This window comes from Campylobacter sp. RM12647 (assembly GCF_020138135.1).
GTDB lineage: Bacteria > Campylobacterota > Campylobacteria > Campylobacterales > Campylobacteraceae > Campylobacter_E.
Window position 1 is genome coordinate 1 of sequence record NZ_JACGAS010000009.1, and the last position, 24,809, is coordinate 24,809.

Sequence of the window (24,809 nt, forward strand, 5' to 3'; positions counted from 1 at the left end):
TTAGCTAAATACCCATAAATTAATTCAGCAAACATTACTACAAAAGTTACTATAAAGCTTAATAATAATGCTTTTTTATTCTTAGTAAAATCATAAGAATGAGTATGAGAATGATTGTGGTCTTCGTGGGAGTGATTATGGTGTTCTTGTGAGTGATTATGGTGTGAGTGATTACAAGAATGATTGTTTGAATGTTGTTTTATTGGTTTATGAATTAAGTCTTGATAGGTGCAAGTCATTGTTGTTCCTTTAAATTTAGTTTTAGGATAACTTTAATCCTTTTTAATTTTTGTGATTATAATTCATATTTAAGTAAATGTAAATTACTTACGAATTTGTAAGTATAAAGGAGTTTTTATGCAAATAAATATGAATAATGTAACCTGTCCTTTGCAAGTAGCTGCAAATATGATAAATGGAAAATGGAAAAGCATAATCATTTTTCAATTAAGTTTAGGTAATTCTTCTTTATCAAAATTACAAAAAGATATAATTGGAATTAGTCAAAAAATGCTTCTTGAACACCTAAATCAATTAAGAGAAAATGGCTTAGTAGATAAAATAACTTATGATGGCTATCCACTAAAAGTAGAATATTTTTTAACAAATCGTGGAAAGCAAATGTTAAAAGCTATTATTATTTTTCAAGAAATAGGCATTGAAGTTTTAAAAGAAAAGAAATTATTTAATGCTTTAAATGAAAAAAGCTTATCATACATACGAAAAAGTAAGTAATTTACAATTATTTTTAAAAAAGATAATATCTATCCTTTAATTTAAATTAAGGAGATTTTATGAATACAAAAGTTCAATTAATTAGAAGTGCTTGTGTAAAAATCACTATAAATAATGTGTGTTTTTTAATAGACCCTATGTTAGCACCAAAAGGCACTTATGAAGGTTTTGCAAATACTTATAATTCACATTTAAAAAATCCTTTAGTGGATTTGCCATTTAGTTTTGAAGAAATTATAAATGATGTAAATGCTGTAATAATTACTCATAATCACTTAGACCATATAGATGAATATACCTATAAAAAATTAGATAAAAATATTAAAGTTTTCGTTCAAGATAATCAAGATTATAATTATTTTAAAGATTTAGGATTTAAAAATCTTGAGATTTTAAGCGATACTTTAGAATTTCAAGGAGTAAAACTAACAAAAACTAAAGCAAAACACGGAAGCGAAGAAATATATAAAAACGAAGAATTAGCAAGGCTTTTAGGTGATACTATGGGAGTTATTTTTAGTGCAAAAGATTGTAAAAGTGTTTATTTAATAGGAGATAGTGTTTTAACAAAAGATGTTGAAAATACTTTAAAACAAAATTATGATATTGTTATTGTAAATGCTGGAAATGCTATGGTTTTAGGATTTGATGATAGTATTATTATGAATGAAAACGATATTAAAAATATTGCTAAAATATCAACTAGTAAAATAATAGCCGTTCATTTAGAAGCTATTAATCATTGTATTTTAACTAGAAAAGCTTTAAAAGAATTTGTAAATAAGAATAATTTAAACGATAGAGTTTTAATCCCAGATGATGGGGAAAGCTACATTTTTTAAAGGAGATAAAATGAAAAAATATGAGATTTTTAATGTAAATTGCAATCATTGTGTAAATAAGATAAAAAATGCTTTAGAAGAAGATTTCGGAACAATTAATTTTAGTGATGATTTAAAATATATTTTTATAAATGCGAATAAAGAAGAATTTGAAGATGAGCTTTTAGAATTAGGATTTAGATTAGGTAAATTAGTATGAAAAATGTAAGGCTTTTTATTAACAGAATGCATTGTGTAAATTGTGCTAATTCAATCAAACAAGAAGCCTTAAAATTAGGCGTAATAGATGCAAGGGTTGATTTTATCAATAAATTTGGAGAATTTAGTGTAAATGATGATTTTGATAGTGAAAAGCTAATTTTTACTATCAAAAAACTAGGCTTTGAAGTAAGCTTAGAAAAAATAAATGCAAAAAAAACTTACGAAGGCATTAGGCTAATTTTTTTAGCGATTTTTAGTGTTTTAACTTTTATTGATTTTAGCTTTTTATTCTCTTGTGTTTTTGCAAGTTTGGCTATTTTACTTTCGCTTGATTTTTATAAAAGAGTAATATTTCATAAAAGCTATGGAATGGATTTACTTGTAGTGCTTGGAATTAGCATTAATTATTTTTATTCATTTTTTAGTATTCATCATCATTTCTTTTTTGAAAGCACTTTTGTCTGCTTTGTGATTAGGCTTGGAAAATTTATTGAAAATAAAGCAAAAGCTAAAGCAAATTCTTTAATCACACCAAGCAAAATCCCTACAATAACCCTAGCAAACAATAAAATAATAAAAGCAAATCAAATAAATAAAGATGATGAGCTACTTATTAAAAACGGCGAAGAAATCTTAGTAGATGGAATATGTCTAAATGAAGCCTTAATTGATGAGAGCGTTATTAGCGGAGAAAGCTTTAGTCTAAGCAAAAAAATAGGAGAATTAGTCTATGCAGGTAGCATTAATAAGGGCGAATTATTAAAGATAAAAGCAACTAGCACTTATTATGAAAGCTCACTTGAAAAGCTTAAAGATGAAGCAATGAAAGCTAATAATAAGGATTTAAAAGCCTTTAAATTAGTTGATAAGATTAGCAAATATTTTGTATTAATAATTTGTATAATTGCTAGTATTACAGGACTTACTTGGTATTTTATAGATTCTTCTAAAGTGTTTTTTTATGTTAGTAGTGTGTTGTTAATCTCGTGTCCATGTGCCTTAGGACTTGCAATTCCTATGGTAATAGTAATTTGTATTAATTTATGCTTTAAAGAAGGAATAATTTTAAAAAATCCAGAGCTAATTAACTCAATAAAAGATATAGAATGCTTTGTTTTTGATAAAACAGGCACACTTACAAATTCCGTGCAAAAAATATCACACGATTTAAGCGAAGCTGATTTTAGGCTAATTGCAAGTATTGAAAATACTCAAAATCACCCAATAGCTAAGAGTATTACGAATAATTTTACTGATTTTTTAGATTTAAATGGAACTTGTGCTTTAAAGGATAATTCTTTAATTTATACTGATGAGAATTTAAAAGTAGAAATAAAACCTTGCGAAAATGAGTTTTTATGCTATAAAAATGATTTATATTTAGGCAAAATTACTTTAGAAAACGAAATTAATGAAAATGCAAAAGAATTAATTAGCTTTTTAAAATCACTCAATAAAAGAATAATAATAATTAGCGGAGATAGTAAAGAAAGAGTAGAAAATCTAGCAAACAAACTAGAAATTAGCGAATATTATTTTAGAGTTACACCTGAAAATAAAGCTGCAATAATAAAGAATTTAAACGCAAAAAGCGTATTTATTGGGGACGGGGCTAATGATATTAAGGCATTAAGAACGGCTAATTTTGGTATATCATTTAGCAACGCAAATGCAATTGCTAAAAATAAAGCCGATGCGATATTGCTAAAAAATGATTTGATTAAAATCATAAAACTTTTTGAGATTTTTGATAAAGCTTATAGTAAGATTAAGCAAAATTTATTCATATCCTTTTTTTATAATTTCATAGGAATTGCTCTAGCTTGTGGGATTTTTAGCGAGATTAATTTGCATTTAAATCCTGCACTTTGTGCTATGCTTATGAGTATTTCATCGCTTGTTGTGGTGTTTAATTCTTTGCTTTTGTTTAGAAAAAATAATTTATCTAGTTAGTAGTAACTAGATAAATACTAAATACTAAAATTTTTAAAATTCTGCCTTAAGGCTTCCGAGCTTAAAAACGCAACGCTTTGAGCTAGATTAAGCGACCTGCCATAGCTTTTCATAGGTATTAAAAAGGTATTTTCATTACTTAAAATCTCTTTAATTTCAGGCTGCGGCAAACCAAAACTCTCGCTTCCAAACACTATGAAATCTCCTTCATTAAAACTAGCGTTAAAATAAGGATTTTTTGATTTTGTGCTAGCGAATTTCATTTTAGCAATATCATTATTAGCTAAAAAATCCTTTGCATTATCCCAAAAAATCGGCTCAAGTTTATCCCAATAATCAAGACCTGCGTGCATAATCTTTTTACTTGAAAAGTCCAAAAAATGAGGTCCAACAAGATGTAATTTAAAACCTAAGTTATAGCACATTCTACCTATTGTCCCTACATTTCCTGCAATTCTTGGCTCAACTAAAACTATATTAAACATTTTTCATATACTCCTTAATGGCTTTTTCTTCGCATATTAGTGCTTCTTCTTTTGAGCTAATATTTTCATATACGACTTTTATTTTGTCATTATAAATTCCTAATTCTTTAGCTCGTTTTACAATATCCTTATTTAGTCCAAGCCACTCTCTAAGCGGCATTTTAATAGCAATTTTACATAAATTATAGTCATTTAAATCATTAAAATTTGGCTCTTTTGTTAAAAAGAAAAGCATTTTTTTATAAGGCATAAATTGATAATATATATTAAAATAATCAATAAAATAAAAAAACATTAAAGCAAATCTTTTTTCCTTACAAACTAAATTCTTATTATCTTTAATCTTTTTTAAAATAGCAAAAAATTCATATTTGCTAACACTAAAACCAAAACATTTTTCAAATAAATTTAGTTTATATAAATAATAAAGCCCAATTTCAGGGTATTTTGCTTCAAATAATTTTATTAATTCATTATAAATTCTATCCTTGCTAAGGTTTGAAATATCAATTTTTTTTAGATACCTTAAATCCTTTTTCTTAGTCTTTAGCTTAAATCTTGCGATAAATTGAATAAATCTTAAAAGCCTTAGCGAATCTTCTTTGAATGTAGAATAATTCACTATTCTAATTAGCTTTTTTTTACAATCTTGAATGCCTTTATGTAAGTCTATTATTTCTTGTGTAAAAATATTAATCATTATTGTATTCATACGAAAATCTCTTCTAAGCGAGCCTTTGTATATGCTTTTTTCAACTTTTACACGAAAATCCGTATGTAAATCGCCTGTTTTTTTCTCTGTTCTTGCAAGTGCTAAATCATAATTTGCTTTTTTATATACAAAAAAGCTTTTGCCTACACCTAAAGCGTTTAATTCTTTAGCAATCTGCTCCATTTTACTAGGACTTACATCATAAATCTCTATATCATAATCATTTGTATTATTACTTAGATAAATATCTCTAACACAACCACCCACAAAATAAGCTCTTTTTGTGTATTTTGATAAAATTAATTGTATTGTTAAAAAAGTCTCATCATCCCAAGGAAGCATTAATTTTTTAAACGCTCTTCAATACTTGCTAGTAAAAATTCAATAAAAGATATTGTTATTTCTAATCTTTTTTGTAAATCTTCTTCATTTTGCTTGGTGTTTAAAGCTTCAAAAAGAACTAAAATTCTTTCTTTAATTTTCAATAAATATTGCTTTTCATAAGTTGATAGCATAGCTGTGCTAGTAGTTTCTTTAGCTCTTTGAATATCTTCAATCTTAGCTATTATCTCTTCTTCGCTACTGATTTCATTTACTGCTTTTACTTCATTTATTTGCTCTTCTTCAGTTTTTTCATATTCTTTTTTAATCTCTTCTGCTGCTACTTGAGATAATCTATCAATCATTTGTGATAATTCTTCATTATTCATATATTTATTAGCCACCTTTTAAACTCATTATATTCTTGTTCGCTTTTAGCATTCATAAAAAAATCATACATTAATAAATTAAGCTCAAGTTTATGCACCTTAGCACCACTTAATCTATAAATACCTTCTTTAGCTGCTTGATTGTTTTTATCACGCTTTAAAATATTTTTATATATTTCAAGGGCTTCTTCTCTTAGCCCTTGTTCTTCATAAATCTTTGCTGCGGTTATTGTTTGCATTAGCAATACTTCGCTACTAATTCGCCCATTTCTTGGGTATTTAATTTAATTTTTGCATTAGCTAAATCAGCACATCCATAGCCTTCGCTTATTACTCTTTTTACTGCGTTTTCTATTTTTGATGCTGATACTTCATCGTTTAATGCAAATCTTAGCATCATAGCAGCACTCAAAATTGTAGCAATTGGATTTGCTATGCCTTGACCAGCAATATCAGGAGCACTTCCGTGAATTGGTTCATAAAGTCCAACTTTTCCACCTATACTAGCACTTGCAAGTAATCCGATTGAGCCAACTACCATACTAGCTTCATCACTTAAAATATCTCCAAATAAATTCTCTGTTAAAATCACATCAAATTGCTTTGGATTTTTAATAAGTTGCATAGCAGCATTATCTACATACATATAGCTTAATTCAACTTCAGGATAATTTACAGCCAACTCATCGCAAACTTCTCTCCATAAAGCCGAAGTTTCAAGCACATTAGCCTTATCTACCATACATAATTTTTTGCGGCGTTTCATTGCACTTTCAAAACCAATTTTTGCAATTCTAATTATCTCATCACGAGTATAAACCATTGTATTATAAGCTCTATCTTCTAATTTTTCTCTAGGTTGTCCAAAATAAATTCCACCCGTTAATTCTCTTACTACAAGTAAATCAACGCCTTTTACAACACTAGCTTTAATAGTGCTAAGCTCTTCAAGTCCATCATATACAAAAGCAGGACGAAGATTTGCAAATACTCCTAAAGCTTTTCTAAGCGCTAATAATCCACTCTCAGGTCTTAAATGGCGTTCTAGCTTATCCCATTTTTCTCCACCAATTGCACCAAATAAAACTGCATTAGAATTTAATGCTACATCAATAGTTTCTTGTGGTAAAGGAACTCCAACAGCATCAATCGCAGCCCCACCCATTAAGCATTCAGTATATTCTAAATCAGGGCGAACTACTTTTAAAACTCTTATAGCTTCATTGATTATTTCAGGGCCTATTCCATCGCCTTTAATTACACAAATTTTATTCATTTTGCAACCTTACTAGCGTATTCAATCAAACCACCCGCATTTAATAATTCTTGCATAAATACAGGGATTGGATTTATTTTATAGCTTTCGTTTTTTGTGATATTTTTAATAATTCCATTTGTAATATCTATATCTAATTCATCATTTTCTGCAATTTTATCAGTATCGTTGCACTCTAATATTAAAAGCCCAGTATTATATGCGTTTCTATAAAAAATTCTCGCATAAGTTTTTGCGATTACACATTTAATATTTGCAGCTTTAATAGCAATTGGTGCGTGCTCACGACTAGAACCACAACCAAAATTCTCTCCTGCAACTATGCAATCATTTTCTTTAATTTCTTTAAAAAATCCAGGTCTAGCATCTTCCATAACATAACTAGCTAATACTTTTTCATCACTTGTATTTAAATATCTTGCGGCTATGATTAAATCTGTATCTATATTATCGCCAAACTTAAAAACTCTCATTAAAGCTCCTTAAAAATTATAATTAATACCCAACATAAACTTATTAGCAAAATAATCTTTAGCATAATTTAACTTATAATTTATCCCAAGATTAAGCCTATCGTTAAAAGAATAACCTAAACCTAAATTAATATTAGTTAATAGTTTTTTTGAAAAACCATTACTAATATCAATGCTATTTTGATAGCTTATATTTTTTGCCTTTAATAAATAATGTTTGTAAAAATTATATTCTAAATCAACACTAGCTAACAAGTTTAAATAATTTAAATTTTTCTTATACTCAAGTCCTATATTTGAATAAGTAAAAAACTTTTTAAAGCTATTAACACTTACGCTAAAATCATTACCTAATTCATTAAAAGAATTTTGTTTATAAAAAATACCATTTAAAGCGACAAAAGGATAAAAATCATTCAATTTATAAGCAAATTTTAAAGTATATGCTAAAGAATTATCATAAAATTTCGCATAATTGCCAAATCTTTCTGTCTTATTTAAAGTATTAATATAACTTAATTTATTATTGATATAAAAATCATCTAAATTAAAATTCGCATTAGCAATTAAGCCAAGAGTTCTTGCATTGTTTTTAAAATCATCATTATAAATATTTGAATTATTATAAACAAAACCTAAAGCGAATTTAAAATCATCTTTTATTAAAGCATTGCTAATTAAAGTCTCATTTGAGCTTTCTTTTAAAGAATTAATTTTATTATATTTATAGCTTTGTTCTATATTAAAATCATCTTTTAAATCATTTGCTTGAATACTTTTAACCTTTGCAATATTCATTAAACTATTATCGTATAAATCATTAGCAAAAAGCTTATTTGTATTTTTTGCTAATTCGTCTTGGGTAGTATTTAAAATACTAGCATAAAACAAATCAGCTCTTCTTAAATTGTATTCAGCTTCGCTTAAATGCCCATCTAAATTAATATTATTATAAGCTAAATCATCACTTGTTTTATCTCTTTTGCCAACTTCGTATTCTAAATAATTATCAAGTTGATTAAACAATAATTGATAATTTTTGCTTGCAAAATCATTTAAATTATTAATTTTATTCAAATCAATTCTTTTAACCATAACGCTTACTTTATTATCAGTATAAGTTGGCTCATTAATTTCTAAAAAGGTTACCAATGATTGCACTGATTTAAATCTATTTTCAATGCTTTTTGCCGTTAGAATATCTACATTTTGACCTTGAGTTATATTTGCACCTGATTTAACACCTACTAAATTAAATTCCCCGTCTAATTTAGCATTACCTAAAACTCTAAAACTCTCGCCTAAATTAGAATAAATCTTGCTATTTGCACCTAATTCAAGGCTACCTAAAGTTAAACCTTCGTTTATTAAAACACTATTATTTGTAATACCACTTGCAGTTGTATTGCTTACTCTTAAAACACCATTTGTATTTGTAAAATGCGCTTGATTTTTCTTGCCAGTTAGCCACAATGTGCCGTTTTTAATCTCGCTATTACCTTTAAAAGTATTATCCCCACTTAATACTAAAGTCCCAATTCCATCTTTAATAAGACCAAAATCACCTTTAATATTATTTGAAAATACATATAAATTATCTAAATCCACATTAGCATAAAAGTCTTTTCTAAACTCAGCAACCCCATTCATAGCACGAGTAGGATTTAAAATCCCTACCCCAAAACGAGCCTTAATATCATCAGCATTATTTGTAGTGCTTGTAACCTTAAATGCAGTTGTAAATAAACTCTCTTTAATATTATCATTACTCATCCAAGGGTATTTTTCATAAATTAAAGCCGCCACACTAGCAGTTATTGGGGTGCTATAACTTGTGCCTTCAACTCCATTTATCTCAAAAGGAGCTGAAATACAATCATCCCAACCATTTTTCTTGCAAGTATTTCCGTGATGAAAAACTTCTTTAATTGCCCCATCATTATCTTGTATGTAAAAATGCTTACCATATTCATCTACTCTTGCAGCATTGGTTTTATATCCTAAAACAATTACCCAACCTTTTCTTAAAGGACTATCAAGTGGGATTGCGTGGGTTGTAAAAGGCTTATTAATATTATCAGTAATATTACCTGCTGCGTTAAAAACTAAAGCATTATTTTTCATAATTGCTGTATAAAATATGCCTGTATTTGGACTTGAATAATCTAAATTACTATATTCATAAGATTGATTAAAAAACCTAACTCCACTATTTGATAAAGCATCAATTGTAGCGGCTAAATTAATATCATCGCCAATTTCACTTTTACTAATAGGATTTACTATATTTGCAAATTTAATCTCACTTGCAATTGTATTTGCAGTATTCATTACATTTTTGCCGTGTAAAATAGGACTATTATTGCTATCTTTTAAAAAAGAATTTGAATAGTTTTTACTTATAAAATTATCATCATCTATCCTATTTGCCAATGAATTCCATTTAGTTTGATTTGTCTTTTTATAATCAAAATGCTTATTTACTAAGACATTTTTTAAATCATCAGTCCCCGAATCATTTACCCCGATAATTATTCCTTTTCCTAAAAAGCCTTGATTCCAATTAGGGCTAAATCCATAGCTAGTTTGATTATTATTTGACCTTAAAACTTCTTTGTTTGAATAGCTTGATGGATTATTTGCACTTTGAAAAGTAGCTAAATTTGTATCATAAAGCTTAGCAAAAACACTAATAGTAGCAGTATCAGTTTTAGTGTTTAACTTAGTGGCTATATTGGTTTTTTTAGGTGTATTAATTACAGGCAAATTAGAATAATCCGAAGTTATTTTGGCATTTTCAACTATGTTTTGAAAATTCTCATTAGTTGATACTTTAGCTGTAGGTTTATATGGTCTTGAAGTAGAAGTATCTTGTGAAGATTTTATATTAGGAGTTTGAGTATTAGCTTCGCCTCCACCACCACAAGCACTTAATAAAAATATAGAAGCAATTAATGATAGTTTAAAATTCATATAAAAATCCTAAATTAAATTTATTTGCAAAATAATTCTTAGCAAATGAATTATTATAATCAAAATTAAAATTAACTTTATCATTTAAACGATAAGATAAATTAATACCTAAATTAAATAAATATTGTTTATAAAAGCCATTTGATATTTTTAATTCATCAGAAAAATCATATTTAGCTAAAAAATAATAATCTTTATTGAAATTATATTCTAAATCAGCATAAGTTTTAAGATTTAGCTTTTTAAAAGCAAAATTAGAATTAATTCCTAAATTAGCATAATAAAAGTCTTTATTAAACTTATTAAACGATAAAGCTAATAGATTGCTATTTTCACTAAAACTATCTTGAAAATACTTCAAATAATTTAACCTAAAATAAGGACTAATATTATTATTTAATCCTAATTCACTTGAGATTAAAAAGGCTTTATTTTTAAATTTTGAGCTTAAATCAAATCTATTTGCATTATTTTTAATATCAAAATACGAAATCAAATTCTTAGAATAATAATCATCTAAATCTATTTTATAACCTGCTAAAAAGCCTAAAGTTCTTGAATTGTTTTTAAAATTATCATTATAAATCCTAGCGTCATTATAAACAAAAGCAAGACCTAAATTATCAAAATTATTAGCTATTTTATATTCACTTGAACTTTCTTTTAAATCACTAATTTTATTGTAATTATAACTTACTCCGAAATTATCAAAACTTATTTTATTTAGTGATTTTATCCTTGCGATATTTAAAATTGAGTTTGTATAAATATCTTCTGCAAATAATAATTTCGTAGTAGATGCTAATTCATCTTTTGTTGTATTTATTATCGCATTTGCAATCATATTGTATTTTAAAAACTCGCTTTCGCGTAAATCACCATTTAAATTCACTTCTTTATAATTTGCCGTATCCAATGGTAAATCAGGCTTTTTTGTTTCATAAAGCAATCTATCAAATTTTGAAAATAAACTTGTGTAATTTTTCTTAGCATAAGCATTTAATTCAGGTAAAGTATTTAAATCATCAATTTTATCTACCTTAATACTTAAATTATTTTCATCATATATTGGTTCGCTTAATTTCAAAAATGTAGAATTTGGTTTTATATTTTTAAACTCACCTTCAATACTTCCTGCTGTTAAGATATTTTCTCTTTCTTTATTTAAAGTATAGCCGTATTTAACCCCAACTACATTTAAATCCCCATTAAGAGTAGCTTTATTAATTACATTAAATTTTTCGCCTATATTTGTATAAACTACGCTTGTATTAGCTAATTTTAGATTATTAACTTCCATTCCTTCATTAACTAAAATTCCATTATTAGTTAAATTTGCAGCACTAGCATTACTCATTCTTAATATAGAATTATTAGTGATACTAGCTTTATTTGAATTACTAAGCCACAAAACACCTTTTTTAATACTTATATCTCCTGTAAAAGTGTTTGCTCCACTTAAAGCAAGAGTTCCAATCCCATCTTTAATAAGCCCTGCATTACCACTAATATCATTTGAGAATACATATAAATTATCTATATCTACATTGGCATTAAAATCATGCCTTAAACTTGCAACTCCATTCATTGCTTTTGCTGGATTTATAATGCCTTCTCCAAAATGAGCTTTAATATCGCTTTCACTTGCTCCATAAACCTTATAAGCCGTTGTAAAAATACTCTCTTTAATATTATCATTACTCATCCAAGGATATTTTTCATAAATTAAAGCACCAAGAGTTAAAATAGCTGGGGCACTAAAGCTAGTTCCTGCATTATTATTTATTACAAAAGGAGCTGCTATACAATCATCCCAACCATATTTTTTGCAAGTATTTCCTGCAGAATATACATATTTTTTAACCCCATTATCCATAATATAATAAATATTTTTGTAATCTTCTTTTGGTTTATCATAATAACCAAGTGCAATTATCCAACCTTTTCTAAGTGGGCTATTAATAGGTAAAGCATGAGCTGAAAAATCTCCTGTTGTTTCCTCATTTCCCGCTGAACTAACTACAAGAGCATTATTTTGCATAATAGCTGGATAAAAATTCCCAACTAATTCTTCGCTTTTATTAATTTCGCCTATTTCTGCAAATGAGCGGTTAAAAAACCTTACCCCACTATTTGATAAATAATCAATTGTAGCGGCAAGATTTATATCATCTCCTGAACTTAACTTATTTTTATATGCATCAAGTAAAGGCAAAGGCACATTAGCAAATCTTATATCCTTTGCCAAATGATTTGCTGTATTCATTACTAGCATTCCATGAGTTGCTTTTGCTTTTGTTTTTTCATTAATCAAAACAGAGCTTTTGTAAGTTTTTTGAGCAAAATTAGCATTATTAACTCTATATTCTAAATCATTCCAATATAATGTTGCGTGATTATTGTAATCATAATGATTATTAAAAGCTAATTTGCTTAAATCACTTGTCCCTGTATCTAGGATAGCTAAGATTATTCCTGTTCCTAAAAAACCTTGATTCCAATTAGAGCTAAAGCCTATATTTGTAACATAGCTTGATGAAGAATTTTGCGGTGTGAATTTTAAATAACTACTATTATATAAACTATCTTCTAAATTAAAATTAGCAGTAGGCAAATAATTTGTATAATCTTTATTAATTGTGCTTTGATTATTTGAATTATTTGGCTCTACACTAGCAGCACCACCGCCACCACCACAAGCACTCAAAAACAATAAACTAAGTAATAAAACACTATATCTCAATTTAAATTCCTAAAAAATAATTTCGTGTAAAACATAAAAAACACAAGTTGCTAAAATAATGCTAATAAAACCTTTTTTAAACATTATATGAGAGATTAAGGCAACAAGCCCAGCCACCAAATAATCACTTGCATAAGGTGGGTTTTCATAATCTAATCCTTTATATAAAAAGCAAACTAAGATAACCATAATCAAAAGTGGCATATGTTTTTCAAGATACATTAAAAGCTCATTTGGTTTTTTTGTCCCAAAAAATATATAAGCTAAAGCCTTTAAAACAACAGCACTAAAACCAGCAATTAATAAAGCACTCATCGTATAAGACATAATTTCTTTCCTAAAATCAATATAAAAATTCCTGAAAAAATACAACTTAACATCATATATTGTTTATCTATGAAAAATAAACCTATAAGCCCAAGAGTTAAAGCTATGAAAAATACTTTATTTTCTTTATGTTTTATGTAAAGTTCGTAAGCTAAAACTATAAATAAAGCATTTAAAGAAAATCCTAAAGCACTATAATCAGCCTTAGCAAAACTTGCTATAAAATACCCTACAATACAACCAAAAATCCAATAAAAATGATTAAAAGTTAGAATTAATACGGCAGTTTTTTTATCATAATCTTTTGCACTAAGTAAGGCAAAACTCTCATCAGTTAAAGTAAAAATCGCATAGTATTTTATAAAGCCTAAATCTCTAAAATATTTTAAAGCTCCTAAAACATAGAAAAAATGTCTAAGATTTAGCAAACTTGAAGCTATTAAAATCTCTACTAAACTAGCACCCGAGCTAAGTAAAGATAATAATAAAAATTGCAATGATGCAGAAAAAACAAAAACAGCAGCCACAAAAACTTCAAAAAAACTAAAAGAATTTGAATAAGCAAGAATGCCAAATGCAATACCAATTACTATATAAGCAACAGCAACGGCAAAAGTATCAATTAAAGCTTGTTTTATCATTTTGTATACTTTTTGATATATTCATCTACATTGCTTACTTCTTGTTTTTTTATAACTTTTTCTTGTTTTACATTATTATCATCATCTTGAAAATATATGTAATCAATCCCAAAAAGTATTCCTATAAATATAATTAATGGTATTAAAAAAATCATTTTCTCTCCTAAATGTATGCTTATAAATAATAACAAATTTTTTTAAAAAAACAATTCAAAAATTTTAAAAAAATCCCCTTAAAATAGAACTTTTAAAAGGATTTATAATTTATTATTTAATTCATAAAACTTTTAAAAATAATTAATACTTTAATTATTTTTCATCAATCAATCTAGTAATTTCACTATCTTTTAAATCTTTTGCTAATTCGCTTAATTCTTTTTTGTTTTTAATACCTAAGGCTTTTAGATTTTCTAAACGAGAACTAATACTGCCTTTACCATATAAATGAGTATCAATTTTTAAAAAACCATTTTCGCATTGTTTTTTTAATTTTTCATAATCTTCATAAAAACTAGCATATTTATCATAAAATTTACCAAATTCATTAAAGACTTTTAAAGCGTTTTGATTTACTTCATAGTTTTTCCAGCCAAAATAAATCATTTTAAGTCCCATAAAAAGTGTCGTAGGACTTACTAAAAATATCTTTTTAGCTTCGGCTTTTTTAAAAATCTGCGAATCACTTTCTAAGGCTAAATCTAAAATATTTTGATAAGGCACAAATAAAATCACATATTCATTTGCAAAATCAACTGCTAATTCATAATCTTTTTTCGCAAGTTCATTTATCCTAGCATTTAAATTATTTGCAATTTCATCTTTATAAACTTCTAAATTATCACTACTTGGTAAAGAAAACTTAGAATCAATAATAACGCATTTGTTAGGTTCAAAATACACAATCGCATCTGGTCTTTTTGTATTATTATCACTATCTTTAAAGCTTTCTTGCATAAAAAAATGCTCGTTTTCAATAAGCCCACTAGATAATAAACACTGCTTAAGCATAATCTCGCCAAAATCCCCACGAGCCTTTTTATCACCTTTTAAAATATTAGCAAATTCATCAGCCTTTTTGCCCAAATTCTGACTTGTTTCAAACATTGTTTTTATATTGTTTTCTATACTTGTATTTTGCTTTAATAAAGCTTTTTCATATTCGCTAATTTGCTCTTTTAAAGGGCTAAAAATCTTGTTTAAAAGCTCATTTGAATTATTTAATAATACTTTTGTGTTTTCTTCATAAATTAATTTTGAGCTTTTTTCATTTTGCTCTTTTAGGTTATTTTCTAAGGTTTTTAAAGTATTTTCATATTTTTCTTCTAAAGATTTTAAATTGTTTTCATACAATTTTACTTTTTCGTTTAAAGCTTCGTTTTTAGCATTTTCTAAATGGTATTTAGAAGATAAATTATCTAAAATATCTTTTGTATTTTTTAAGTTTTCGCACTCTTTTTCAAATTGCTCTTTAGTATTTTTAAGCTCTTCATTTAGCCTTGAAAGTTCTGTATTTAAAATTTCATTTTGATTACGCTTGTTTGCTATTTCAGCATTTATAAAATTATTCTCGTTTTTTAATTCTTTATAATCATTTTCAAGATTACTTATTTTTTCGCTTAAAGCCGAGTTTTGAATATTTAAATTATTTCTTTCATTTTCAATTTGCACTAAATTATTTTTATAATTATTTAATTCTTGTTTTAAATTCTCACTCAAAACACTCAAATATTCTTTATCTTTAGCAAGAGATAAAAACTCGTTTTTAAGCGAGCTTTCACTCTTAAAAATATTTATATAACGAATATAAAAAATAATGCAAACTATAAAAAATACAATACTAATAATGGCTAAAATTAGCTCATTTGTCATTTTCTAAAACCTGCAATAATCTTTCGTAATCAGCCTTTGTATCAATACCAAAAGACTTTGTATTAATCTCGCACATTTTAATGATTTTGCCATTTTCAATAGCTCTTAATTGCTCTAATTTTTCAATATGTTCTAAGCTTGATTTAAGAGTTATAAATTCTTTTAAAGACTTAGCTGTATAAGCATATATGCCTAAATGATGATTGTATTTTACACCCTTTTTATCTCTATCGTAAGGAATTGATGCTCTTGAAAAATATATAGCATTTTGCTTAGTATCAAGGACTACTTTTACCATATTTTCATCACTTGGAGTATCTTTTATAGTATAGCAACTCGCCATAAAAAATTCATTCTTAAATTCATTGCAAAATTCTTTAAACTTAATTAAATTGCTAAGCTCAAATAAAGGCTCATCTGCTTGAAGATTTATAATTAACTCATCATCATTAAGACCTAAAATATCAACGCATTCAGCTAATCTTTCAGTCCCACTTTCGTGAGTTTGCTTTGTTAAAATAGCTGTTAAATTATATTCTTTTGCTAATTCTAATACCTTAGAACTATCAGTGGCAATCACAACCCTATCAGCCTTACTAGCATTTAAAGCTGTGTAAATACACATAGGAATGCCTTTGATTGGCACTAAAATCTTTTCACTAAAACGACTTGATTTAAGTCTAGCAGGAATTATAATCATTGTTTTATCCATTCTATTATTGTTTTTTTAATCTCATCTACTTTTATATCTTTTGCATAATAATTAGTTGAATTTAAAGCATTTAAAAGACTATCATTAAGCTTATAATTATACTTTTTAGCCAAATCTTTAATGCCACTTAATTCATCTTTAAATATACCTAAAGCTTTTTGAATACTAGGGGTAAACTTAGTCCATTCAGCAGTAGAGCAAATCACATTAAAACTATCATCAAGAGCATTAATAGCTGTTGCTGTGTGTGGGTCTAATAAATAATTTTTATAAGCTTTAATATTTTCTAAAGTTTCGGTATCACTGCATTTATAAGCTATAAAATGTTCTTTTAATCTAGCAAGTTCATCTTTAGTAATTTTAAAATATTTATCACTTTCAAGACTTAAATATAATTGTTTAGTTCTACTAGCTCCGAAGAAATAATACATTAAGCGTTCAAGATTTGATGATTTTAAAATATCCATAGCAGGAGAATAAGTGCATTTAAACTCACGATTTCTTAAATCATATTCACCTGTAGTAAAGAAATCATAAAGAATTGTATTTTCATTGCTTACGATTTTGATTTTATCTATATTTGCACCCATTTGCTTAGCATAAAAACAAGCAAGTGCATTACCGAAATTCCCACTAGGAATTATCACATTTATTGGGTTTTTGTATTGAAGACTAAGATAATAATGATATAGCAATTGATAAGTAATTCTTCCGAAATTAAGTGAATTTGCAGCACTTAGATTTAAGCCTTGATTTTTTACAATTTCTTTAAATTCTTTATCATTTAATAGATTTTTTAATGTGCTTTGAGCATCATCAAAATTACCATCAATTGCTAAAACTAAAGAATTACCATAATCTACATTAGCCATTTGACGCTCTTGAACAGCACTTGTTTTTCCTTTTGGGAAAATACAAACTACTTTTGAGCTTTTGTTTTTACTAAATGCACTAAGAGTTGCTGGGCCTGTATCTCCGCTAGTAGCACAGATAATTAAATGTTTATCATTATCCATAAGTCTTGCAAGTGGTGCTAATGCTAAGTCCTTAAAAGCTCTAGTTTTTCCGTGAAATAATTCACATATATCAGTTTTACTATCAAGTTTTTTGATAACAAAAGGCTCTTTAGTATCAAAATCTAAATATTCATCTAAACTCTTTTCAAAATTACTCAAATCATCACTCAAACTTGAAAAAATCTTTTTAGCAAATTCTTTATAACCCAAACCTTTTAATTCATCTTTATTAAATACTTGCAATTTACTAGGGCAAAACAATCCCCCATCGCTTGAGAGTGGATTTTTAAGTGCATTTGCAAAATCACTTGTAATATTTTCATCTCTACTTGAATAAAATATCATTATTTCTCCTTTAAAAATTCTAAATACTTATCTTTTGCTTTAAATTTATAATACACAAACTCAAAACATTCGTAATTATGGTGTTTTTTGATTATTTTATAAACCTTTTTTATATTTTTTGATTTTATTTCTAAACTAAACTCATCATCGTTAATAATTTTTCCGTCCCATTTATAAATACTTGTAATTTTAGCAATATGAATACACTTGCTAAGCTCTTTTTTGATTATTTTATTTGCAATTTTTTTAAGCAATTCTAAATCATTGCTGGTTGTCTTTATAAGATACATTAAATTCCTTTAAATAATTAAATATAGCTGTTTTTAACTCATCAAAAATTATTAATTCTTCATCAATTAATATAGTTTCTAAATTAAAATCTTTTATTTTTACATAATCTTTTTTGGTTAGCAAAATATATTTTGCATTGTGCTTTTGCATAAGATTTATTAGCTCTTCTTTATTAAAGCTTGAATGGTCGTTATAAAAATAATAAGCTTTTACTAAATCTTTATATTGCAATAATCTAAAAGGCTTTGCAATAGCTGATATTAAAATCATATCTTCTTTAATGTCTTTAATAAAAGAAGTCCTTTTAAAATGTAAATCTTGATAAGCATTAAAATCTGCAAATTTTTCATAACTTTTAGGAAGTCTATAAGCTCCACTTGGAAGGGTAAAATTATATTTATATTTTATATTTGAGTTTAATAAAATATCAAATTTTTTTATATTTGTCTTAGAAAAAGCATCATCTAAAATAATACATTTTGCACCCAAACTAATAGCCTTTTGAATGCCTTTAATTCTATCTTCACTAACTATTACATTTGCTTTTGTAAATAAAGCGTGTTCTAATGCTTCATCACCTGCGTTTAAATAATCGCTTAGAATTTGATTACGCAATTTTACTACAAGCAAACCTTTGCTTTTGCGTTTATAACCACGAAGAATAATAAAAATATCATCGTTATAAATAGGATAAAGCATATCGCTTAAAGCCTTGCAAAATGGGGTTTTACCATTACCGCCTACGCTGATATTTCCTACGCTAATTATTGGAATTTTAAAATCATTTTTCTTTGTAGATTTAAAGTTTTTACTAGCAATAAAAGAATATATATAAGAAAATGGCAAAAGAGTGAAAATTAAAATCTTTTGCCATAAATTAGGATTAAAAAAATATCTATCAATAAAACCCATTAAATCCAGCTTGAATCAAGAGTTTTTATAGCATCACAAACTCTTTTTACATCTTCATCGCTAAGATTTATATGAATTGGTATTGATAAAATCTGAGCATAGTTTGCTAAAGCATTTGGAAAATCATTGATTTTTAGATTATATTTTTGTTTATAGTAGCTTAAGAAATTTAAAGGTATAAAATGAATTCCTGTATTTATCCCCATTTCTTTTAGTTTTTTAGCAAAATTATCTCTATTTTTATCAACCTTTATTATGTATCTTAAAAATGTGTGTTCTGGGGTTGTTGTAGGCAATTTAATATGTTTTAAACCTTTTAGCTCTTCATTATAAATATTTGCTATTTCTCTTCTTCTTTTTAAGTAATATTTATAATTTTTTACTTTAGATAAAGCTAAAGACGCACATACTTTAGTGATTTCATACTCGTGTCCAATATCTGTTACATCATAAAAATATCCAAGATTGCCATCATCTCCCCAAGCATTTGATGAAATTCCATTTGAGTTTAATAATTTTGCTCTTTCATAAACTTTTTCATCATTAATTACTAAAAATCCGCCTGCAAACACAGGGTCTTTTCTCATCGCATTAAACCCAAAAGAAGATATTAAATCCTTAGTTCCTACTAATTCGCCTTTATACTCCATACCAAGTGCAAAACCACAATCATTTATTACAGATACATTGTATTTTTCACATAAAGCTCTAATTTCATCAAGTTTTGCTGCAAGTCCTGCGGTATGATTTACAAAAACTGCTCTTAATTTCTTGTGATTATGTTTAATTAATGCTTCTTCTAAACTCTTTATATCAATATTAAAACTATCAAGCTCAACATCTACAAAAATAGGTTCAGCATCAAAATATCTAATACTTTGAGCAATTGTTGGAAATGAATTTACAGAGCAAATTACCTTATCTCCACGCTTTAAATCAATCGCACTTAAAGCTAAATGGTGTGCTGCTGTGTGATTATTGGTTAAAACTATACGAGAACCTTTATAAATTTCACTTAAACTATCTTCTAATAATTTAATACTATTTATATCATTATCTAATGATTTAATTAAAAACTCTTTATCATCTTCTGTAATTACATTTAAAAAACAAGAAATTTCTTTCATATTTATGACCTTTTAAATATTTTTATATTTTCTCTTTTGAACTTATTTTTATTTATTCTATCTAATAGTTTTATATAATTATTATCAATTATATTTTTTTCATAATTTTTTAAAAACTTATCAATTTCTGTATAAGTAAAACCAATATCACTCTCATCATCTTGACCTTCATAAAGGTCTGCACTTGGTTTTTTACTAATTATATTATTAGGTAGTTCTAAAAATTTAGCAAACTCAAATAATTCACTCTTGTAAAAATCACCTAAAATATTAAAAGCACAGGCTAAATCTCCCCAAATAGTGCCATATCCTAACATTAATTCACTCTTATTGCTTGTCCCTGCTACTAATAAATTATGCTTAGCTGAATAATCATATAATAAAGTCATTCTAATCCTAGCTGCAAAATTTCCTATTAATACCTTGTCATTAGAACCACTTGCTTTAATAAATTCATCTAAAATATTTTGAATATTTATAATTTCATATTTTAAAGCATATTTATTTGCTAAATTAATAGCGTCATCAAGATTTGTTTTATTTGAAATATTAGTAGGCATTATAAGACAATGTGGCTTTTTTTCGCACTCGCTTAATATTCTTAATACAATAGCACTATCAAGCCCACCACTAAGCCCTAAAACAGCACCATTAAAATTTTTTAATATTTCATTAGCAAATGAAATCATTTGATTTTTAATATTTTGCATTATTTATCCGTTTTTAGGGGCATTTTATAAAATAAATATTAATCAATTCTATTATAACTTGGCTTTAAAAAACCATCTTCTATTAATTGATTAATAGCAAGTGCTGCAACAGGTAAAGCTGTTTGGGCTGCATAATATCCTTCTTTATCTTTATCAGGACTCATTACTAAAACACCAATTGTGTATCTATTGTTTTCATCATTTGCAAAACCGAAGAAATTTGCATTATATTCTCTTTCATATTTTCCACTAACGCTAATTCTTGCCGTTCCTGTTTTACCACCTACACTAATTCCTAAAGGCCAATATTTTGCTAAAGATTTTTGATTTGCAGTTTTTATTAATATCCTATTCATCTGCTTTGCAATTTCAAGTGGCAAGACTTCTTTTTCTGTTTTAGTATATATTTCTTTTAATTCCTTATCTTCATTATAATATTTAGCAATTTTAGGACTAATCCAAATTCCACGATTATTAAATACATTATAAGCTGCTAAAAGTTGTATAAAGGTGGTTCTAAAACCATATCCATAAGCCATAGTGTTTTTTTCTACTTCATAAGTTTTTTTAGCATCTTTTATAAAACCTGCTTTTTCATAAGGCAAGTCAATACCAGTTAAATTTCCTAAATTAAATTCCAAATAACCATTAATTAATTCTTTTATATTTTCTTTATTAGAAATTTGAACCATTCCTATATTTGATGAATGAACTATAATATCTTCAGCAATCATACTATCCATAGGATGTGTATCTGTTATGTAAAACTTATCAAGCTTCATTCTTCCGCCATAAGTCTTTACCCATTCAAAAGGGGTTATACGATTTAGTTTTAATAAATTAGCAAAAGCAATTGGTTTAATTACCGAGCCTGGTTCGTATTCAAATTCTACAGCATCGGTATTTAGATACGATAAATCACTTTTTCTATGATATGGGTCATACCTTTTGCTAGTTGCTAGTGCAATTACACTTGCGTCTTTGCTATCTAAAATGCCTATTATTACTTGCTTAGCACCAAAATTTTTTCTAGCAACACTTGCTATATTTTCTAATCCTTTTTGAAGCTTTAAATTTACATTTAAATATACATTACTACCATTAATTCTATCACTTAAAAAGCTATCAGAATTTATAATTATATTTCCACCAATATCCTTACTACCTGTTATTTTATAATCACTTTTAGGGCTTAAATACTGCTCATAATATTTTTCCAAACCTTTTTTTGGAATATTTGAATATATCCCATCTTCTAAACTTAGTTGAGAATAACCAAGAATTGGGGTTAAAATATCTCCTTTAGAAAAAACTCTTTCTTCTTTATGTTCAATTATCTCAAGTCTTCTTGTGCTTACTTTTCCATTTGCATTTTTAAAGGATTTAAAAAATCCTGAAACATAAAGTTTTTTAGATAATTCTTGTAAATAACTTGCAGCTTTTGAATCAATATCTTTTGATAAAACAAAATTATAAACCTTTTTTTGCTTTAAAGCTTTTAATAATCTTGCTTTAATATCTTTCATTTCTTTATCATCAATAAAGGCATAAATCTGAAATAATTTTAAAAAATAATCTAATTTATCTAAATTAATACTTCTAATATCAATTTCAGCTCTATAAATTCTTCTACTAGTTACTAATGTATATCCATCAGCACTAATAATATCTCCATTTAAAGCACCTACTCGCTCACCTCTTTCAATACTACCTACATTCCTTTCATTAGTTTTGCTTCTAACAAAAGAAAAAATAATAAAAAAAGAAGCGAGCAACAAAAAAAACAATACTATAAAAGTCTTTTTACTAGGCTCGTAAGGTGTTTGCATTTTTTATATTTGAGTTCTACTTATCTCTTTGTATGCGTTAATAGCTTTATTTCTAACTTCTAACATAAATTTCATACTTGTTTCAGCCTTGTTAATAGCAATAGCTGCTTGATGTAAATCTTTCACATTTCCAGTAGCTACATCAGCCATAGCTTTATCTGATACAACTTGTTCTTTATTTAGCTCTTCTAATTCTTGTTTTAAAGCATCTGCAAATGAAAAACCATTATCAACTTTATTAGAATTTGATTTGGTATTTTCAATACTTTGAATCAAACTTGGATTGATTTTAATATTATTCATATTTTAAATTCCTATCTTAATAAATCAATAGCACTTTGAGCTATTGTTTTAGCACTTGTAAATGCTGCCACATTTGCTTGATAAGCCCTTGTTGCCTCAATTAAATTACTCATTTCTACAACAGGATTTATATTAGGATATGCTACATATCCTTTAGCATTTGCATCGGGATGATTTGGCTCGTATTTTAATATAAAATCCTTATCATCTCTTACTACTTTATCTACTACTACACCCATAACAGCAGGCTTTGCTTCAGGAAAATTTACAGGGTCATTTAAAGGATTTTCATACTCAAAAAAACTATTTTTAGAATTAATTTCTTCATTTAAAACATCATCAAAATTAACGGCTTTAAACACTACATCTTGCCTTCTATAAGGACCACCTTCATTTGTTCTAGTAGTATTTGCATTAGCTATATTTGAGCTAATTAAATTCATTCTAAATCTTTGAGCGCTTAGTCCATATCCACTAATATCAAAATCGCTTAAAAATGCCATAAATTATCCCTTAACTTAATTTAGAACTACTCTCAATTATAGTTCTTACAACTTCACTTTGTTTTTTTAGCACAGAATCAAGCGCACTAATCATAATTGCGTTTTTGCTTAATTCACTTGTTTCTACATCTAAATCAACGGTATTTGCATCATTTCTTTGCAAATGTCCATCTCTAGCAAAAATAGTTCCATTTTCGCTATTTTCAAATTCTAATGGTTGTAAATGCCTTTCATTAGTAACTGCTAGTTTATTACTCATACCTTTTCCAAAATGCATAAAATTTGTAGCTGCAATTTGTGCATTTTGTGTAGTTTTGTAAAGTTTATTTGCATTTTCGTTTAAGGCTGTTTCAAAATCAATATCTCTTGATTTATAAAAAGGAGTATCAATATTAGCTATGTTTGAGCTAATTAATTTATTTCTTAAATCTCTACCGGCTAAGGCACTTACAATCAATGGTTTAGATTTATAAAATTCCATTTTCTCTCCTTAAATTAAAATGCAAAAATCCCGTAGCAAATAATATTCCAAAACTATTAATAATAATATACTCTTGTAATATTTACCCAATTTTCACTAAACTAGCTATTTATTTTCAAATTTTATGAAAGGATAAGTATGGCTAGTAGAAGAAGCTTTATGGGCTTTACATTAGGCGCTGCTGCGGCTGTTGGTGGTGTTTTTACACTAGTGGGTATGAAAAAAACTTGGGATCCACTTCCTAGTGTAAAAGCAGCAGGTTTTACAACCGTTGATTTATCGCCTTTAGCTGATGGAGAGCTAAGAACTGTTGAATGGAGAAAAAAACCAATATTCATTCTAAAAAAATCAAGTGATATGGAACAAAGCAATACAGATATAATAGCAGGAGATGCAAGATATACGGTAGTAATTGGACTATGCACTCATTTAGGTTGTATTCCAGCATATCATTCAGCTGATAAAGAATTTGTTTGTGCCTGTCATGGTGGAAGATTTAATGTAAGCGGAAAAAATATGTCAGGACCACCTCCTAAACCACTTGAAATTCCACCTTTTTCAATTGATGGAACTAAATTAGTTTTAGGAGAAGTTGGCAAAGAGTATGAAGAAATTATGAAAAATGTAGGAAAGGCTTAGT

General features: G+C 26.9%; 27 protein-coding genes and 1 pseudogene. 5 read left to right on the top strand and 23 right to left on the bottom strand.

What is annotated here, in order from left to right:
• Positions 1-239 (bottom strand): annotated as a pseudogene (locus tag AVBRAN12647_RS04620) (hypothetical protein); the annotation flags it as partial.
• Between the two features lie 118 nt (positions 240-357).
• Between AVBRAN12647_RS04620 and AVBRAN12647_RS04625 the strand changes: the two are divergent.
• The 4 genes from AVBRAN12647_RS04625 to AVBRAN12647_RS04640 are packed head-to-tail and all read left to right on the top strand — an operon-like array spanning position 358 to position 3,731.
• A complete protein-coding gene (locus AVBRAN12647_RS04625; protein ID WP_250325158.1) occupies positions 358-735 on the top strand; it encodes a winged helix-turn-helix transcriptional regulator in 378 nt (125 codons plus the stop codon).
• Between the two features lie 59 nt (positions 736-794).
• Positions 795-1,577 carry an MBL fold metallo-hydrolase gene (locus tag AVBRAN12647_RS04630; protein WP_336614765.1) on the top strand — a complete coding sequence of 261 codons (783 nt, stop codon included), beginning with the start codon at positions 795-797 and terminating at the stop codon, positions 1,575-1,577.
• Between the two features lie 10 nt (positions 1,578-1,587).
• Positions 1,588-1,776: a heavy metal transport/detoxification protein gene (locus tag AVBRAN12647_RS04635; RefSeq protein ID WP_214120494.1), complete on the top strand. Its 189-nt coding sequence runs from the start codon at positions 1,588-1,590 to the stop codon at positions 1,774-1,776.
• Positions 1,773-3,731: a heavy metal translocating P-type ATPase gene (locus tag AVBRAN12647_RS04640; RefSeq protein ID WP_336614766.1), complete on the top strand. Its 1,959-nt coding sequence runs from the start codon at positions 1,773-1,775 to the stop codon at positions 3,729-3,731. The genes AVBRAN12647_RS04635 and AVBRAN12647_RS04640 overlap by 4 nt, the downstream gene beginning before the upstream one ends.
• Before the next feature lie 17 nt (positions 3,732-3,748).
• Here the strand turns inward: AVBRAN12647_RS04640 and AVBRAN12647_RS04645 are convergent, their stop codons facing one another.
• The 22 genes from AVBRAN12647_RS04645 to AVBRAN12647_RS04750 form a co-directional block, all read right to left on the bottom strand.
• On the bottom strand, positions 3,749-4,216 hold the full coding sequence (locus tag AVBRAN12647_RS04645; RefSeq protein WP_214150474.1) for a tRNA (cytidine(34)-2'-O)-methyltransferase: 468 nt from the start codon (positions 4,214-4,216) through the stop codon (positions 3,749-3,751).
• Positions 4,209-5,270 (bottom strand): CCA tRNA nucleotidyltransferase, encoded by a 1,062-nt coding sequence (locus AVBRAN12647_RS04650; protein WP_336614767.1) that lies wholly within the window; start codon positions 5,268-5,270, stop codon positions 4,209-4,211. The genes AVBRAN12647_RS04645 and AVBRAN12647_RS04650 overlap by 8 nt, the downstream gene beginning before the upstream one ends.
• Complete coding sequence (locus tag AVBRAN12647_RS04655) at positions 5,270-5,638, bottom strand: CiaD-like domain-containing protein (RefSeq protein WP_214117842.1); 369 nt, start codon at positions 5,636-5,638, stop codon at positions 5,270-5,272. Before AVBRAN12647_RS04655 ends, AVBRAN12647_RS04650 begins: the two co-directional genes overlap by 1 nt.
• Positions 5,635-5,877, bottom strand: coding sequence for a hypothetical protein (locus tag AVBRAN12647_RS04660; RefSeq protein WP_214117843.1), 243 nt, complete (start codon positions 5,875-5,877; stop codon positions 5,635-5,637). Before AVBRAN12647_RS04660 ends, AVBRAN12647_RS04655 begins: the two co-directional genes overlap by 4 nt.
• Positions 5,877-6,914: a 3-isopropylmalate dehydrogenase gene (leuB, locus tag AVBRAN12647_RS04665; RefSeq protein WP_214117844.1), complete on the bottom strand. Its 1,038-nt coding sequence runs from the start codon at positions 6,912-6,914 to the stop codon at positions 5,877-5,879. Before leuB ends, AVBRAN12647_RS04660 begins: the two co-directional genes overlap by 1 nt.
• Complete coding sequence (locus tag AVBRAN12647_RS04670) at positions 6,911-7,387, bottom strand: 3-isopropylmalate dehydratase small subunit (RefSeq protein WP_214117845.1); 477 nt, start codon at positions 7,385-7,387, stop codon at positions 6,911-6,913. Before AVBRAN12647_RS04670 ends, leuB begins: the two co-directional genes overlap by 4 nt.
• Before the next feature lie 9 nt (positions 7,388-7,396).
• Positions 7,397-10,360 (bottom strand): S8 family serine peptidase, encoded by a 2,964-nt coding sequence (locus tag AVBRAN12647_RS04675; protein WP_336614768.1) that lies wholly within the window; start codon positions 10,358-10,360, stop codon positions 7,397-7,399.
• Positions 10,350-13,103: a S8 family serine peptidase gene (locus AVBRAN12647_RS04680; protein WP_336614769.1), complete on the bottom strand. Its 2,754-nt coding sequence runs from the start codon at positions 13,101-13,103 to the stop codon at positions 10,350-10,352. The genes AVBRAN12647_RS04675 and AVBRAN12647_RS04680 overlap by 11 nt, the downstream gene beginning before the upstream one ends.
• Positions 13,104-13,112: 9 nt before the next feature.
• Complete coding sequence (locus AVBRAN12647_RS04685; RefSeq protein WP_214117848.1) at positions 13,113-13,430, bottom strand: AzlD domain-containing protein; 318 nt, start codon at positions 13,428-13,430, stop codon at positions 13,113-13,115.
• Positions 13,415-14,071: an AzlC family ABC transporter permease gene (locus tag AVBRAN12647_RS04690; RefSeq protein ID WP_214120295.1), complete on the bottom strand. Its 657-nt coding sequence runs from the start codon at positions 14,069-14,071 to the stop codon at positions 13,415-13,417. The genes AVBRAN12647_RS04685 and AVBRAN12647_RS04690 overlap by 16 nt, the downstream gene beginning before the upstream one ends.
• Complete coding sequence (locus AVBRAN12647_RS04695) at positions 14,068-14,226, bottom strand: hypothetical protein (protein WP_214117850.1); 159 nt, start codon at positions 14,224-14,226, stop codon at positions 14,068-14,070. The genes AVBRAN12647_RS04690 and AVBRAN12647_RS04695 overlap by 4 nt, the downstream gene beginning before the upstream one ends.
• A 154-nt stretch (positions 14,227-14,380) precedes the next feature.
• Positions 14,381-15,940 carry a DNA recombination protein RmuC gene (rmuC, locus tag AVBRAN12647_RS04700; protein ID WP_214117851.1) on the bottom strand — a complete coding sequence of 520 codons (1,560 nt, stop codon included), beginning with the start codon at positions 15,938-15,940 and terminating at the stop codon, positions 14,381-14,383.
• Complete coding sequence (gene kdsB, locus AVBRAN12647_RS04705; protein WP_336614770.1) at positions 15,930-16,640, bottom strand: 3-deoxy-manno-octulosonate cytidylyltransferase; 711 nt, start codon at positions 16,638-16,640, stop codon at positions 15,930-15,932. Before kdsB ends, rmuC begins: the two co-directional genes overlap by 11 nt.
• A complete protein-coding gene (gene thrC, locus AVBRAN12647_RS04710) occupies positions 16,637-18,013 on the bottom strand; it encodes a threonine synthase (RefSeq protein WP_214117853.1) in 1,377 nt (458 codons plus the stop codon). The genes kdsB and thrC overlap by 4 nt, the downstream gene beginning before the upstream one ends.
• Positions 18,013-18,303 carry a divalent cation tolerance protein CutA gene (cutA, locus tag AVBRAN12647_RS04715; RefSeq protein WP_214120292.1) on the bottom strand — a complete coding sequence of 97 codons (291 nt, stop codon included), beginning with the start codon at positions 18,301-18,303 and terminating at the stop codon, positions 18,013-18,015. The genes thrC and cutA overlap by 1 nt, the downstream gene beginning before the upstream one ends.
• Complete coding sequence (locus AVBRAN12647_RS04720; RefSeq protein WP_336614771.1) at positions 18,275-19,216, bottom strand: tetraacyldisaccharide 4'-kinase; 942 nt, start codon at positions 19,214-19,216, stop codon at positions 18,275-18,277. The genes cutA and AVBRAN12647_RS04720 overlap by 29 nt, the downstream gene beginning before the upstream one ends.
• The gene (locus tag AVBRAN12647_RS04725) at positions 19,216-20,343 is read right to left on the bottom strand and encodes a DegT/DnrJ/EryC1/StrS family aminotransferase (protein ID WP_214117856.1); all 1,128 of its coding nucleotides are present in this window, start codon (positions 20,341-20,343) and stop codon (positions 19,216-19,218) included. The genes AVBRAN12647_RS04720 and AVBRAN12647_RS04725 overlap by 1 nt, the downstream gene beginning before the upstream one ends.
• A gap of 2 nt (positions 20,344-20,345) precedes the next feature.
• Positions 20,346-21,053 (bottom strand): NAD(+) synthase, encoded by a 708-nt coding sequence (gene nadE / locus AVBRAN12647_RS04730; protein ID WP_214117857.1) that lies wholly within the window; start codon positions 21,051-21,053, stop codon positions 20,346-20,348.
• A 38-nt stretch (positions 21,054-21,091) separates the two neighbouring features.
• Positions 21,092-22,882 carry a penicillin-binding transpeptidase domain-containing protein gene (locus AVBRAN12647_RS04735; protein WP_336614772.1) on the bottom strand — a complete coding sequence of 597 codons (1,791 nt, stop codon included), beginning with the start codon at positions 22,880-22,882 and terminating at the stop codon, positions 21,092-21,094.
• 3 nt (positions 22,883-22,885) lie between these two features.
• A complete protein-coding gene (gene fliE / locus AVBRAN12647_RS04740; protein ID WP_336614773.1) occupies positions 22,886-23,185 on the bottom strand; it encodes a flagellar hook-basal body complex protein FliE in 300 nt (99 codons plus the stop codon).
• 11 nt (positions 23,186-23,196) lie between these two features.
• Positions 23,197-23,688 carry a flagellar basal body rod protein FlgC gene (flgC, locus tag AVBRAN12647_RS04745; RefSeq protein WP_214117860.1) on the bottom strand — a complete coding sequence of 164 codons (492 nt, stop codon included), beginning with the start codon at positions 23,686-23,688 and terminating at the stop codon, positions 23,197-23,199.
• 10 nt (positions 23,689-23,698) lie between these two features.
• Positions 23,699-24,169: a flagellar basal body rod protein FlgB gene (locus AVBRAN12647_RS04750; protein ID WP_214117861.1), complete on the bottom strand. Its 471-nt coding sequence runs from the start codon at positions 24,167-24,169 to the stop codon at positions 23,699-23,701.
• A gap of 138 nt (positions 24,170-24,307) precedes the next feature.
• On the opposite strand from AVBRAN12647_RS04750, the gene AVBRAN12647_RS04755 reads away from it, so the two are divergent.
• On the top strand, positions 24,308-24,808 hold the full coding sequence (locus tag AVBRAN12647_RS04755) for a Rieske 2Fe-2S domain-containing protein (protein WP_336614774.1): 501 nt from the start codon (positions 24,308-24,310) through the stop codon (positions 24,806-24,808).
• The last annotated feature ends 1 nt before the right edge of the window (position 24,809 follow it).

Bases quoted from the DNA above. Each gene is read 5' to 3' on its own strand.
- AVBRAN12647_RS04625 (WP_250325158.1), top strand. From the start codon at position 358: ATGCAAATAAATATGAATAATGTAACCTGTCCTTTGCAAGTAGCTGCA.
- AVBRAN12647_RS04630 (WP_336614765.1), top strand. From the start codon at position 795: ATGAATACAAAAGTTCAATTAATTAGAAGTGCTTGTGTAAAAATCACT.
- AVBRAN12647_RS04635 (WP_214120494.1), top strand. From the start codon at position 1,588: ATGAAAAAATATGAGATTTTTAATGTAAATTGCAATCATTGTGTAAAT.
- AVBRAN12647_RS04640 (WP_336614766.1), top strand. From the start codon at position 1,773: ATGAAAAATGTAAGGCTTTTTATTAACAGAATGCATTGTGTAAATTGT.
- AVBRAN12647_RS04645 (WP_214150474.1), bottom strand. From the start codon at position 4,216: ATGTTTAATATAGTTTTAGTTGAGCCAAGAATTGCAGGAAATGTAGGG.
- AVBRAN12647_RS04650 (WP_336614767.1), bottom strand. From the start codon at position 5,270: ATGCTTCCTTGGGATGATGAGACTTTTTTAACAATACAATTAATTTTA.
- AVBRAN12647_RS04655 (WP_214117842.1), bottom strand. From the start codon at position 5,638: ATGAATAATGAAGAATTATCACAAATGATTGATAGATTATCTCAAGTA.
- AVBRAN12647_RS04660 (WP_214117843.1), bottom strand. From the start codon at position 5,877: ATGCAAACAATAACCGCAGCAAAGATTTATGAAGAACAAGGGCTAAGA.
- leuB (WP_214117844.1), bottom strand. From the start codon at position 6,914: ATGAATAAAATTTGTGTAATTAAAGGCGATGGAATAGGCCCTGAAATA.
- AVBRAN12647_RS04670 (WP_214117845.1), bottom strand. From the start codon at position 7,387: ATGAGAGTTTTTAAGTTTGGCGATAATATAGATACAGATTTAATCATA.
- AVBRAN12647_RS04675 (WP_336614768.1), bottom strand. From the start codon at position 10,360: ATGAATTTTAAACTATCATTAATTGCTTCTATATTTTTATTAAGTGCT.
- AVBRAN12647_RS04685 (WP_214117848.1), bottom strand. From the start codon at position 13,430: ATGTCTTATACGATGAGTGCTTTATTAATTGCTGGTTTTAGTGCTGTT.
- AVBRAN12647_RS04690 (WP_214120295.1), bottom strand. From the start codon at position 14,071: ATGATAAAACAAGCTTTAATTGATACTTTTGCCGTTGCTGTTGCTTAT.
- AVBRAN12647_RS04695 (WP_214117850.1), bottom strand. From the start codon at position 14,226: ATGATTTTTTTAATACCATTAATTATATTTATAGGAATACTTTTTGGG.
- rmuC (WP_214117851.1), bottom strand. From the start codon at position 15,940: ATGACAAATGAGCTAATTTTAGCCATTATTAGTATTGTATTTTTTATA.
- kdsB (WP_336614770.1), bottom strand. From the start codon at position 16,640: ATGATTATAATTCCTGCTAGACTTAAATCAAGTCGTTTTAGTGAAAAG.
- thrC (WP_214117853.1), bottom strand. From the start codon at position 18,013: ATGATATTTTATTCAAGTAGAGATGAAAATATTACAAGTGATTTTGCA.
- cutA (WP_214120292.1), bottom strand. From the start codon at position 18,303: ATGTATCTTATAAAGACAACCAGCAATGATTTAGAATTGCTTAAAAAA.
- AVBRAN12647_RS04720 (WP_336614771.1), bottom strand. From the start codon at position 19,216: ATGGGTTTTATTGATAGATATTTTTTTAATCCTAATTTATGGCAAAAG.
- AVBRAN12647_RS04725 (WP_214117856.1), bottom strand. From the start codon at position 20,343: ATGAAAGAAATTTCTTGTTTTTTAAATGTAATTACAGAAGATGATAAA.
- nadE (WP_214117857.1), bottom strand. From the start codon at position 21,053: ATGCAAAATATTAAAAATCAAATGATTTCATTTGCTAATGAAATATTA.
- AVBRAN12647_RS04735 (WP_336614772.1), bottom strand. From the start codon at position 22,882: ATGCAAACACCTTACGAGCCTAGTAAAAAGACTTTTATAGTATTGTTT.
- fliE (WP_336614773.1), bottom strand. From the start codon at position 23,185: ATGAATAATATTAAAATCAATCCAAGTTTGATTCAAAGTATTGAAAAT.
- flgC (WP_214117860.1), bottom strand. From the start codon at position 23,688: ATGGCATTTTTAAGCGATTTTGATATTAGTGGATATGGACTAAGCGCT.
- AVBRAN12647_RS04750 (WP_214117861.1), bottom strand. From the start codon at position 24,169: ATGGAATTTTATAAATCTAAACCATTGATTGTAAGTGCCTTAGCCGGT.
- AVBRAN12647_RS04755 (WP_336614774.1), top strand. From the start codon at position 24,308: ATGGCTAGTAGAAGAAGCTTTATGGGCTTTACATTAGGCGCTGCTGCG.